Here is a 12,777-nt window from a genome sequence, read left to right on the forward strand (position 1 = left end):
TATGAAGCCTGTGTTTTAGGATGAATATATTGAACTCATTTTAAAACGGCATTTGAGGGCTCGTATTATTTTTTCTAAATTTATTAGTTAAGATTATTCGACAATTATATAAATAATCATTTAAAGTATAAAATATACACATCTTAGGGAGGGCATATATGTGAAGAAGTGGATGAAAATTGTTCTTTACTCTTTACTAGGTATTTTACTTATAGGAAGTATTACGTTTTTGACTTGGTCTCAGTTTACTTATAAACCAACGAAAGAGGCTTTGTCGTTAGTAGATGATAAAAAAGATGAAGGTAATATAGTATTTGGAGAGAAAGATGCTAAAATGGGGGTTATTTTTTATCAAGGAGCTAAAGTAGAAGCTGAGGCTTATAGTTACTTAGGAAAAGCTCTTGCAAAAGAGGGGCATGTTGTAGTAATGCCTAAGTTACCATTAAATTTAGCGATACTTGGAATCAATGCAGTAGACAGTGTAATTGAACAGTATCCTGAAGTTCAAAAATGGTATGTTGCGGGGCATTCAATGGGAGGAGCTATGATTTCTAAGTATGCCTTTCAACATGAAGACAAGGTAGACGGGATCATTTTCTTAGGTTCGTATCCTGCAGATGATTTCTCTACTAAATCGATTCCAATGTTATCAATTTATGGGGAAGTAGATGCTTTAGCAACTGTAGAAAAAATAGAGAGCAATAAAAAGTTAATGTCAAAGAATACAGCTATGCACATGATAAAAGGCGGAAACCATGCTCATTTTGGCATGTATGGTGAGCAAAAAGGTGATAATGCGAGCTTAATTACGTCAAAAGCACAACGAGATGAAACAGTGAAAGTAATTGAAGAATGGTTATTAAAACAATGATAGCGAATGTAATAAATTTACCGAAAGGATTCTCCCATCTCAAGCATGTGTAGGAAGATAGCCTAACGGTAGGTGGGAGAGATAATAAAGAGCCAACTCGTACGAATTGGCTCTTTTATTTATTTGCTATCTCCAATTGGCCCCTTATTTTCTCCGGAATGTCCTTTTCAGAAATAATGTCGTAGGAATAGACATACTTACCTTTCACATGAATTTTTAAGTAAGTTTTTCTTATAAAATCATTAGGAGTGTTCGTTCCTACTTTATATTCCTTCTCATTCCTTAATTCATCAACACCTTTTAGCGAGTACATAGCTCTTCCTTTATGATGGTAATCTGGAACGCCATATTCCTCCGTAATAGCGTATACATTTTTTTCTTCAGCAATCGGATTAAATCTGTCTAAATCTCCGCGTAATATGAAAGGTAGTAAGTATATAGGGAGGCCTATTCCTATTATGTAAAGTACAAATTTCTTCATGATTGTTTCTCCTTTTACGTATTTACGTTTTTCAGTATAGAAAAAACTTCTTATGAATATAGCGGGGAATTTCTTAAGTTTTTCTTAAAAAAATTTTTAAAGTAAGGTTATTTTAACCAAAATTTTCATGAAAATACCTTTAAAAAGAACGTTAGTTCGTATATAATAAGAACAGACGTTCTTTTGTTAGGAGTGATAACCTTGTATGATTATTCTCTTTTACCAAATCGCATTATTCTTTGTGTAGATCTTCGTAGCTTTTATGCGAGCGTATCATGTATTAAAAAAGGACTTGATCCACGTTATACAAAATTGGCTGTCGTAGGAGATGTAAACCGCAGTGGATCAATTGTATTGGCAGCAACACCGCCATTAAAAGCGTTAGGAATAAAGAAGATGGCTCGTTTGTACGAAATACCGAAGCGGCAAGATATTATTATTGTGAATCCAATTATGCATACGTATGTGAAATGTTCAAATTACATAACGGGCTTAGCTTTACAGTATGTTGCGCCGGAAGATTTTCATCAATATAGTATCGATGAGTTTTTCATGGATATGACTGCAAGTATTCATTTATTTGCGAGTAATCCGTGCGAATTCGCATTAAAGTTCAAGAGAGAAATATATGAACGTACACGGATCGAAAGTACGATTGGTATTGGTCCGAATTTATTATTGAGTAAAGTAGCGATGGATGTTGAGGCGAAAAAGAATAAAGATGGAATAGAACAGTGGACGTATGACGATATACCCGAGAAGTTATGGAGTATTAGACCACTCAGTAAATTTTGGGGTATATCGTATAAAACTGAAATGAAATTGAATCGAAAAGGTATACATACAATTGGAGAATTAGCTCAGTATCCTTTGAAATATTTAAAGCAATCTTTCGGTGTAATAGGGGAAGAATTACATCTACATAGTAACGGGATTGATTTTAGCAGAATAGCAGAGAAATACGTTCCAGCGACAACATCTATAGCGAAAAGCCAAATATTATTACGGGATTATTCGATAGAAGAGTTCATAGTTATTTTATTAGAGCATATAGAAGAAGTTTGTTATAGGTTGAGAAGGGAAAAGAAATACGCGCAAACGATACATTTTTCAGTCGGGTATAGCAAGGAATACGGAGGAGGAATAAAAAAAGCATATACGTTAAACAGAGCAACAAATTTAACGATGGATATTTACAACGTTTGTACATATTTTTTATACGAACGGCATACAGGAGAGCCGATTCGCTCGATAAGTCTTTCCTTAACAAATTTAATACATGAAGGAGAAGAGCAAATTTCGCTTTTCAATAACATTATACAAAGAGAAAAAGAAATGAGATTAACGAAGGTTATGGATGAAATTCGAACACGATTTGGTAAGAACAGTATTTTACGTGGGGTTTCTTACACAAGCGTCGCAACAGCAAGATATAGAAACACATTACTAGGAGGGCACAAATCGTGAAGAATGCTAATATGCCAAAAGGAAGAGGAATGGTAAAGTGACAACCGTTTGCTAGTATGCCAGAACAGTTCGTCTGTATTAAAGAAATGATACAGGAGCAAACAAAAGTCCCGCGTCCAATTTTAACGCAAGATGCAAAAGAAAGGATTGAAAATAAGCTGTTAATTTCATATTTAGGTGAAGAAGAGGTTTTACTTACATATTATAAAGAGGGCTATCTATATAAAAATTACATAACAGTAGCTGATATAAATCCATTAAATAAGACGATTACTTGTACCGATGCTTTTCATAATCAAAGGATGTTTAAGTTTGTTGATGTAATTGAAGTGAATTAGAGGGGGAGAAATAAAAAATCATCTCTTCCTAACTTTATTATATCATGTAAATCAAGTTCGAAATAGACTGTTTATTCTCATTTACTACTGCTACAATCAAGAACACACACATAGTAAGGAGAGATGTTACATGAGTTCTTTCGTTCTCGATTTTCAGGAAATAGAAAAAACGCAGCTTTCGCTCGTTGGCGGAAAAGGATTGAATTTAGGGGCATTATCAAACATTCAAGGTATACAAGTGCCAGAAGGTTTTTGTGTTACAACGGTAGGGTATGAAAAGGCCATCGAGCAAAATGACGAGCTTCAAACTTTGTTGCAGCAGCTAACAAAGTTGAAAATGGAAGAGCGATCCCAAATCGGTGGAATTAGTAAGAAGATTAGAGAAGTCATTATGGCAGTAGAAATCCCTTCTGAAGTAGTGGAAGCGGTAGCTCATTATCTCTCACGTTTTGGAAATGAACATGCGTATGCCGTGCGTTCTAGTGCTACGGCTGAAGATTTACCGTATGCCTCATTTGCTGGTCAACAAGATACGTATTTAAATATTATCGGAGAAGAAGCGATTTTGCAGCATGTAAGAAAGTGCTGGGCTTCTTTATTTACAGAGCGAGCAGTTATGTACCGCATGCAAAATGATTTTGAACATAATCAAGTTTCTATATGTGTTGTCGTTCAAAAAATGGTTTTCCCTGAGGCTTCGGGCATTTTATTTACTGCTGATCCGGTTACTTCTAACCGAAAGGTAGTATCAATCGATGCCAGTTTTGGACTTGGTGAGGCATTAGTATCAGGACTGGTCTCTGCCGATAATTATAAAGTAAAAGAAGGCAAAATTACCGGAAAGATGATAGCAACTAAAAAATTAGCTATTTATGCTTTAAAAGATGGCGGAACGGAGACGAAACAGATTGATCCGGCTCAGCAAAAGCTTCAAACATTGTCTGAACCACAAATATTACAACTAGCACAGATTGGAAGACAGATTGAAGCTTATTTTGGTTGTCCGCAAGATATTGAATGGTGTTTAGTGGATGATACATTTTATATTGTCCAAAGTCGCCCAATCACGACTTTATATCCAATACCAGAAGTAAATGATGGGGAAAATCATGTGTATGTATCGGTTGGTCACCAGCAAATGATGACCGACCCCTTGAAGCCATTAGGAATGTCTTTATTCCAGTTAACATCTTTTGGACAGAGGTTTCAAGCTGGAGGAAGGTTGTTTGTTGATGTTGCACAAAGATTGGCTTCGCCTACTAGTAGAGAACTTTTATTAAATATGATAGGGAATTCGGAACCGCTTATTAAAGATGCATTAACAACTGTAGTCGAGCGAGATGATTTTATTACATTGTTACCAGATGATGAAAAAGAAAAGAGTGTTGGTAAAAGTGGACCACCTGCAAGTTCACAACCAAAAATCGAAAACAATCGAGCAATCGTTACGGATTTAATAAAGATGAATCAAGCATCAATCGAAGAGTTAAAACGAAACATGCAAACGAAATCAGGGGTGGATGTACTTGATTTTATTTTGGAAGATATGCAGCAATTAAAGAAAATATTATTTCATCCGCAAAGTATGGCTGTCATTATGGCAGGTATGGATGCTTCAACATGGATCAATGAAAAAATGGAGCAATGGCTAGGCGAAAAGAATGCAGCAGACACACTTTCTCAATCAGTACAAAACAATATTACGTCTGAAATGGGGCTAGCATTACTCGATGTTGCTGATGTGATTCGGCCATATCCAGAAGTTATTGCGTATTTACAACATGTAGAAAATGATAACTTTTTAGATGAATTCGTTCAATTTAAAGGCGGAGAAAAAGCTAGAGATGCCATTCTAACTTTTCTAAATAAATACGGAATGAGATGCAGCGGAGAAATCGACATTACGAAAACGCGCTGGAGTGAAAAGCCAACAACCATTATCCCGATGATTTTAAATAATATAAGAGATTTTGAAGATGGTGCTAGTAAACGGAAATTTGAAGAAGGACTGCAGGAAGCTTTGAAAAAAGAAGAAGAGTTAGTAGATCGATTGCAGCATTTGCCGGATGGTAAACAAAAAGTAGAAGAGACGAAGCGAATGATTCGTAACATCCGGAATTTTATCGGTTATCGTGAATATCCAAAATACGGTATGATTAATCGCTATTTCATATATAAGCAGGCAATATTGAAAGAAGCCGAGCAACTCGTGCAAAATAAAGTTATTGATGAAGTAGAAGATATATACTATCTAACTTTTGAAGAACTTCACGAAGTTGTCCTTACGAATAAACTAGATTACGAGCTTATTCATAAACAAAAAAATGATTACAAATTATATGAAAAACTAACGCCTCCACGTGTAATGACGTCTGATGGAGAAATCATTACTGGGAAGTACAAACGAGAAAATCTCCCGGCTGAAGCAATCGTAGGTCTGCCTGTTTCTTCAGGAGTGATTGAGGGGAGAGCACGCGTTATTTTAAATATGGAAGATGCGAATTTAGAAGATGGAGATATATTAGTTACTGCCTTTACTGATCCTGGCTGGACACCATTGTTTGTGTCTATAAAAGGGTTAGTCACTGAAGTCGGTGGGCTCATGACACACGGAGCAGTTATTGCACGTGAATATGGATTACCAGCAGTCGTCGGGGTAGAGAATGCTACGAAATTAATAAAAGACGGACAACGAATTCGGGTACATGGAACAGAAGGCTATATTGAAGTGTTGTAATGAAATAAAAGATCATCCGCTATTATAGTGGATGATCTTTTATTATATAGCGGACTTATTTCTTTAAACCAGCCGCATAAAAAGGTCCATGAACTGCGATTGTTGATAAAATACGAGCAATCTCCTCAGGTGTTTCTTTTTGTCCGTTATTTAACCATTGTTGAATGACACCTATATGAGCAGATGCCATATAAGAAGCTAAGTATTGGCTTGGGACAAGTAAATTCTCCTTATTAATGAGAGGACCATTCGTATCTTCAAATAGTGTTTTCCACATAAAGTCTTTCAGTTTCGTTTGGAAAGATAAATCTCCTTTTGGGCTTAGTACAGCTTTCATAAAATCACTATTTTCATTTAGAAATTCAAGAATAGAAGCGATAAGTATAAATGGCATTGTTGGGGAAGGGCTTGATCCAAGATCAGCAATAACTTCCGGTAATCTCTGTTTAGCAATGCTAGAAAATTCATACATAATTTCTTCTTGGCATTTTGTCATTAAATCAAATTTATCTTGGTAATGTGTATAAAATGTACCACGATTTATGTTTGCTTTCGTAGTAATATCTTTCACTGTTATGGCGTCAAAACCTTTTTCCTCAATTAATTCCACTAATGCATTTCGTATGGCAGTTTTCGTACGAATAACACGTAAATCTAAATTACTATCGCGCAAAGTATGTCCCTCCTTAATTTTAGCCAACACATTTCAAGGATGTGTCTTATAAACGACACATTCACGATTTTTGATTATTGTATAGGGTTCAACTCGAACATATAATTCAAATATAAATAAACAACACGTTGTTGGTTATTATAAATCAAATTAAAGGAGGAGAAAAGAAAATGTTTAAAAACAAACTTTTATTGTTATCTCCAGTTATTGCACTACTTGTTGTTTTTATTTTTTCATTAACATTATTTCCAACCGTTCAACCTAAGCCGAAAAACTTACCAATCGCAATTGTAAATGAGGATCAAGGAGTAGAAATTCCGAATCAACCGAAGATGAATATGGGGCAAACGATTGTTGATAATATGAAAAAGACATCAAAATCAGAGGAAGAACCTGCGGTAAAGTGGGTAGAAGTGCAAAATAAAGAAGCAGTTCAAAAAGGCTTAAATAATCAAGAATATTATGCAGCATTGGTTATTCCGAAAGACTTTAGCACAAAACAAGCATCATTACGAACACCACAGCCATCTTCGCCAGAGGTAGAAATATTCATCAATCAAGGAATGAATACAGCAGCATCAACTATGGCAGGACAAATGTTAAATGCGATCGTTGATAATATGAACAATACTGTTCGTACACAACTATTAGAAGGATTGAAAGCAAAAGGAGCTACATTAACAGCAGACCAAGTTTCAAATGTAGTAACACCTATTACGAAGAAAGTGACAAATGTGAATGAAATCGGCAAAAATAGTGCGAACGGTAACTCGCCAATGTCTTTATTCCAGCCGTTATGGATTGCAAGTTTAGCGAGCGCAGCAATTATCTTTATTGCGATAAGTAAAACGCAAGTGGGTACAAGAAAAGAGAACTTCGTATTGAAACTAAAACAAATAGTAACAGGAGCAATTGCTACACTTGTAATTGGATTTGGTCTTACATGGATTGCGGATGGAATGGTAGGATTAAATATCCCGAATTTCACGGATACGGCTTTGTTCTTATCCATTACTTCTTTTTGTTTCTTCTTAATGATTTCTGCGGTGCTTTCATTAGTTGGACTAAAGGGTATAGGTATATTCGCTCTATTACTTTTCTTTGGGGCACCGCTATTAGCATTAGCGCCAGAAATGATGTCACCATTTTATCAAGATTGGGTGTACGCATGGTTGCCAATGCGATTTATGATTGAAGGGCTTAGAGAAATATTCTTCTTTGGAAAAGGATTAGCTTGGAATACTCCTCTTACTGTACTCGTTTGGATTGGTGTAGTAAGCGTGGTTATTATACTTGGAACAGCTTTCAAACGTAGTGTAGTAAAGGAGCATAAAACGGAATTAAATGCTTAAAAATAAAAACCGTTTCACTCGTAGTGAAACGGTTTTTTGTGATGAAATCGATAGGGAAATAATTCAATGATAGATAGGCTTTTTCGATGTTTTAAAGGTGAGTGAAGAACTAGTATTTGCTGTCCCTTTATATATACATGCTCCTACTATTTCAAAATGCATAAAATGTTATGTGAAATAACGGAGGGGATACGATGTATAATTCGAATTATGATGATTGGTATAGACAGAATGATAAGCTAATTAGTGATATTGAAAAAGCTATAAACGGAGAGTATAGCGCTATAAGTTGCTATGCAAAATTAGCTAACATGGCTCCAAATCAAGTAGAACAAAAACAAATTCTTGAAATCCGTAATGATGAAATAAGGCATTTTCATCATTTTGTACAAATCTATACGAATTTAACTGGCAGACAGCCGAAACCACAGATTATGGAAAATTGCCCTAATACGTACTTACAGGGATTAGAGTTCGCTATACAAGATGAGCAAAAGACCGTAGATTTTTACTTGGAAATTTCAGATGAAGCAGCAGATGCATCTATGAAAGAGTTATTGCGCAGAATAGCTGCAGATGAACAAAATCATGCGGTGTGGTTTTTATATTATTTTGTGAAGTCGAAGTGAGTGTTCAAAATGAATGGCTGATGTGCTGAACATATTAGAAATTATTTTAAAACGCGGTGCAACAATTGAATAAGATATGTAAATGTAAGCAGAAGGAAACCGTTTCACTAGTAGTGGAGCGGTTTTTTATGATGTGCATAGGTATCGACAAAATATAGTAATTAAATTTGATATATAATGTATGAAATAAAAATAAATAAGCTAGGAGCAGACATATGAAAAGAGGGATTACAGTAGATATTCTAGATGGATATGATAATTTACTTTGGAAAGTGTTAAAGCCAATTGATATTACTGCATTTGATTGGCAAGTCATGGGAAGGGAGGAAGCTTATACAATAATAGGGAATGAATTAGGTCCAGAATTATTTTCAGAAGATAACGAGATCATGGAAGGATCAGAATTAAAAAAGCTAATAAAAGATAACATATATTATCTTTTATTTGTAGACTTAAAAGCATATCCAAAAGGGAAAGTACTAGGAGAAATTGAAACATATGAAGAATTTAAGAAGAGTAAGTGTGAAGTAGTCGTATTAGTAGCGGATGGTGATTACATACAAATTTATGCGAAAAACCAAGAAGAGATTGAAATGATATATGAAAACGCACTGAATCAAGGATTTTATGTAGAATATATTACAGATGAAAATGATGGAAGGACTCGTATGTCAGTATGGTAGCAATTTGAAAGGGGAACGGCAATATGGAGAGAAATATAAGTAAAGAATATACAATTCGAATTGCTACTGAAGATCAAAGTGATAGTATTATCATTTTATTAAAAGAAGTAGCACAATGGCTACAATATAAAGAAGTGGATCAGTGGCAGTATCTTTTAGGAGAGGAAGCTACGGCTGAAATACTAGAATGTATAAGAGAGAAATATACATATGTTGTTATGAAAGAAGATGAAATAGTTGGTACGGTTACAGCTTCTCCTAAACAAAATGAATGGGATGAACATATTTTTGGAAAAGAGGAAGTTTCTAATTCATTATATATTCATAGATTTGCGGTGAAACGGAAGTATAAGGGGGATGGAATAGGAGAATGGATTATACGGTGGGTAGAAGAGAATGTGCAACATGACAAAGAGTATTTGAAGTTAGATTGCGTCCGGCATAATCGTATATTGAATGATTTTTATAAGAGAAGTGGTTTTGACTATGTTGGCAGTACGGATGGACTTAGTAAGTTTCAAAAGAAAAGAGGAGAGTGAATGAATCAAATTAACGTAAGTTTAGTTGAACAGTTAATACAACAACAGTTTCCCGAATGGGCCCATTTAGAAGTGAAACCTGTAAAGTTTAGTGGGCATGATAATAGGACGTTTCACTTAGGGGATGAGATGAGTGTAAGATTGCCAAGTGATGCAGCATATGCACCGCAAGTAGAGAAAGAAAATAAGTGGCTTCCAATATTAAGTAAGGAACTTTCTTTACCAATTTCTGCACCAATTGTGAAAGGGAGTCCATCTGAAGAATATCTATGGCCTTGGTCTATTAATAAGTGGATCGAGGGGGAGACCGTTACGAAACAAAATGTTCGTGACTTAAATGGATTTGCGGCGGACTTAGGCTCGTTTTTAATAGAGTTACAATCAATTGATGCGAGTAACGGGCCAATAGCTGGAGAACATAATTTTTACCGAGGCGGGCTTATATCTGTATACGATGAAGAAGCGAGAGTGGCTATTGAAAATAATAAGGATGTTTTTGATGAGACATTGTTAAAGCATCTTTGGGATTTAGCACTTAGGTCAACATGGGATCGCAAACCAGTTTGGGTTCATGGAGATGTAGTGCCAGGGAATTTACTCGTTAAGGATGGAAAGCTTTGTGCCGTAATTGATTTTGGTATATTAGGAGTAGGAGATCCTGCTTGTGATGCAGCGATGGCATGGACGTTTTTTGATAAGAATAGTAGAAACGTATTTAAAGAAGTATTACAGATGGATGAAGAAACGTGGAATAGGGCGAGAGGATGGGCGCTTTGGAAGGCGTTAATTACATATGATGCGAATAGGGATAGTAATAAAAAAGTGGCAGAAGAATCTTATCGTGTAATTCAAGTAATTGTGGATGATTATAAGAGGTAATAGAAAAAGCTTATTTTGATTGTATATTTCAAAATAGGCATTTTTGCATGATTAAATATTCAGAATTAAAAGAAGGAATCCGACGTTATTATACAGAATATTTAGATAATAGGAGGTGTCTAATTTTGAATGAAATTGAATTAAAAAGTAATGTAATTAAGACAGGGCGAGAGAAGGGGATTATACTTCGCTTTATACTTGCTAGTCTAGTTGGTGTGTTTATGTTTTTTGTTCCTGTTACGATAAACGGTGCTTCGTCTATTATGATTGATCATATCGTATCATGGATTAGGACTTCGGTTCCGAGCGTAGTACTTTATTACGCACTACTTGTTATGGCAATGGGTGCGATTTATCCGTTTTATACGAAGAAATGGAATGCATCTATTGTAGACATTTGTTTTTCTATTTTAAAAGTAGTAGGTGTTGTTTTCGGCGTATTATATTGTTTGAAAGTAGGACCAGCATGGTTCTTTGCGCCAGATGTTGGACCGTTTTTGTATGAGAAGTTAGTTATATCAGTAAGTTTACTCGTTCCAATTGGCTCAGCATTTTTAGCGTTATTAGTCGGGTACGGATTGCTTGAGTTTATCGGCACGTTTTGTCGTCCAATTATGAGACCGTTATGGAAAACACCTGGGCGATCAGCAATTGATGCGGTTGCTTCCTTTGTAGGAAGCTATTCGTTAGCCTTATTAATTACGAACCGTGTTTACAAAGAAGGAAAGTATACGACGAAAGAAGCAGCAATTATCGCAACAGGTTTTTCAACAGTATCCGCAACATTTATGATCATCATCGCAAAAACATTAGATATTATGCATTTATGGAATGTTTACTTTTGGACTACTCTTGTTGTAACATTCATCGTGACCGCTATCACCGTAAGAATCCCGCCTCTTAGTAGAAAACCAGATACATATATTACGAAAGAAGGGTTCCCAGAGCCCGTTTATAAAGAGAAAATGTTAGAGCGAGCTTGGGAAGATGCATTAGAAGTATCGAAGTCTGCGCCAAGTATTATGAAAAATATCGCAGTGAATTTAAAAGACGGATTTATAATGACGATGGGGATTTTACCATCAATTATGTCAGTAGGATTAATTGGTATCGTCTTAGCAAAGTTTACGCCAATATTTGATTGGGTAAGTTACATTTTCTATCCATTTACGTGGCTATTACAATTACCAGAAGCAGACCTAGCTGCTAAAGCAGTATCAGTTGGTATTGCAGAAATGTTTTTACCTTCTCTTTTAGTTGTAAGTGCACCGCTTGTTACAAAGTTTGTTATTGCGGTTGTGTCCGTTTCATCCATTTTGTTTTTCTCCGCATCAATCCCTTGCATATTATCGACAGATATTCCGTTAAAAGTATCTGAACTTATTATTTTATATGTGCAAAGAACGATTTTAACGTTGCTTATTATTACACCGATTGCTTATTTGTTGCTTTAAAAAGGAAAGGTATTATCAAAAGGGGAAAGCTGGAAAAGTATAAAAAAGCAGATTTGAAAATTAATATTTGTGATAAAAATATTAGTAATATACATTTGATATATATGCGGGAACAGTTATTTCTGAGTTTTAAAGAGATAAAGCTATAAAAAAGAACCTTTCCGTAAAGGTTGGGTTCTTTTGTTTGTTATTTTTTATTAAAAGCAGGGTGTTCCCAGTATTGGTTAGAAATTTTCGGTAGATTATCATATGAGAAATTATCGAAATTTATTTTATCCAAAGTGTCACGGTTAAGGTTGATTTTCATGACAGTATCTTTTTTCTCGTTACCATAAGCATCAATCAGTGGGTATTTGTAAAAGAAAGTAATTTCACTGATATTTTTTTCGTTACTTAAATCTTTTAAAATAGATACTGTATCTGTCCACATACCTTTTTTTGTATAGTTTTTAGATACATTTTCTTTACCTTCAGCGGTAATTAATACAATCTTATCATTTTCGTTTTCTGTTCCTAAATTATCGTTTATTTGGATAGACTCTACTTTTTTCTCGCCAAATTTTTTATTAACAACTTTTTTGACGTTATTTTCGAATGCAGCTGCCTCTTTTTCTTGTTTTTTTAATTCTTCTTGAGCCTTCTTCTCTTGTTGCTCTTGCTTTTTCTTTTCTAAT

13 protein-coding genes are annotated in these 12,777 nt (G+C 35.0%); 10 read left to right on the forward strand and 3 right to left on the reverse strand.

Annotated elements, in window-relative coordinates; genetic code table 11:
- The first annotated feature begins 160 nt into the window (after positions 1-160).
- Complete coding sequence (locus B5P40_RS22475) at positions 161-871, forward strand: alpha/beta hydrolase (protein WP_113709905.1); 711 nt, start codon at positions 161-163, stop codon at positions 869-871.
- Between the two features lie 115 nt (positions 872-986).
- On the opposite strand, the gene B5P40_RS22480 is transcribed toward B5P40_RS22475, so the two are convergent.
- Positions 987-1,352, reverse strand: a complete 366-nt coding sequence (locus B5P40_RS22480; protein ID WP_002168073.1) for a YxeA family protein — start codon at positions 1,350-1,352, stop codon at positions 987-989.
- A 201-nt stretch (positions 1,353-1,553) separates the two neighbouring features.
- Between B5P40_RS22480 and B5P40_RS22485 the strand changes: the two genes are divergently transcribed.
- From B5P40_RS22485 to ppsA, 3 genes are all read left to right on the forward strand, one after another.
- Positions 1,554-2,819: a Y-family DNA polymerase gene (locus B5P40_RS22485; protein ID WP_113709906.1), complete on the forward strand. Its 1,266-nt coding sequence runs from the start codon at positions 1,554-1,556 to the stop codon at positions 2,817-2,819.
- A gap of 56 nt (positions 2,820-2,875) precedes the next feature.
- Complete coding sequence (locus B5P40_RS22490; RefSeq protein ID WP_113709907.1) at positions 2,876-3,157, forward strand: YolD-like family protein; 282 nt, start codon at positions 2,876-2,878, stop codon at positions 3,155-3,157.
- Positions 3,158-3,287: 130 nt separating this feature from the next.
- The gene (ppsA, locus tag B5P40_RS22495) at positions 3,288-5,894 is read left to right on the forward strand and encodes a phosphoenolpyruvate synthase (protein ID WP_078422138.1); all 2,607 of its coding nucleotides are present in this window, start codon (positions 3,288-3,290) and stop codon (positions 5,892-5,894) included.
- Between the two features lie 55 nt (positions 5,895-5,949).
- On the opposite strand, the gene B5P40_RS22500 is transcribed toward ppsA, so the two are convergent.
- Positions 5,950-6,567: a TetR/AcrR family transcriptional regulator gene (locus tag B5P40_RS22500; RefSeq protein WP_002084688.1), complete on the reverse strand. Its 618-nt coding sequence runs from the start codon at positions 6,565-6,567 to the stop codon at positions 5,950-5,952.
- A gap of 170 nt (positions 6,568-6,737) precedes the next feature.
- On the opposite strand from B5P40_RS22500, the gene B5P40_RS22505 reads away from it, so the two are divergent.
- The 6 genes from B5P40_RS22505 (at position 6,738) to B5P40_RS22530 (ending at position 12,103) form a co-directional block, all read left to right on the forward strand.
- Positions 6,738-7,919, forward strand: coding sequence for a YhgE/Pip domain-containing protein (locus B5P40_RS22505; protein WP_113709908.1), 1,182 nt, complete (start codon positions 6,738-6,740; stop codon positions 7,917-7,919).
- 194 nt (positions 7,920-8,113) lie between these two features.
- Positions 8,114-8,548, forward strand: coding sequence for a ferritin-like domain-containing protein (locus tag B5P40_RS22510; protein WP_113709909.1), 435 nt, complete (start codon positions 8,114-8,116; stop codon positions 8,546-8,548).
- A gap of 215 nt (positions 8,549-8,763) precedes the next feature.
- Positions 8,764-9,231 carry a DUF2691 family protein gene (locus B5P40_RS22515; protein WP_002013648.1) on the forward strand — a complete coding sequence of 156 codons (468 nt, stop codon included), beginning with the start codon at positions 8,764-8,766 and terminating at the stop codon, positions 9,229-9,231.
- A gap of 23 nt (positions 9,232-9,254) precedes the next feature.
- Positions 9,255-9,770 carry a GNAT family N-acetyltransferase gene (locus B5P40_RS22520; protein WP_002084694.1) on the forward strand — a complete coding sequence of 172 codons (516 nt, stop codon included), beginning with the start codon at positions 9,255-9,257 and terminating at the stop codon, positions 9,768-9,770.
- Positions 9,771-10,649, forward strand: a complete 879-nt coding sequence (locus B5P40_RS22525) for an aminoglycoside phosphotransferase family protein (RefSeq protein WP_002142368.1) — start codon at positions 9,771-9,773, stop codon at positions 10,647-10,649.
- A gap of 125 nt (positions 10,650-10,774) precedes the next feature.
- Complete coding sequence (locus tag B5P40_RS22530) at positions 10,775-12,103, forward strand: YjiH family protein (RefSeq protein WP_113709910.1); 1,329 nt, start codon at positions 10,775-10,777, stop codon at positions 12,101-12,103.
- 187 nt (positions 12,104-12,290) lie between these two features.
- Here the strand turns inward: B5P40_RS22530 and B5P40_RS22535 are convergent, their stop codons facing one another.
- On the reverse strand, positions 12,291-12,533 hold the full coding sequence (locus B5P40_RS22535) for a hypothetical protein (protein ID WP_080118808.1): 243 nt from the start codon (positions 12,531-12,533) through the stop codon (positions 12,291-12,293).
- Positions 12,534-12,777 lie beyond the last annotated feature (244 nt).

Source organism: Bacillus sp. SRB_8 (assembly GCF_003264205.1).
GTDB classification, from domain to species: domain Bacteria; phylum Bacillota; class Bacilli; order Bacillales; family Bacillaceae_G; genus Bacillus_A; species Bacillus_A mycoides.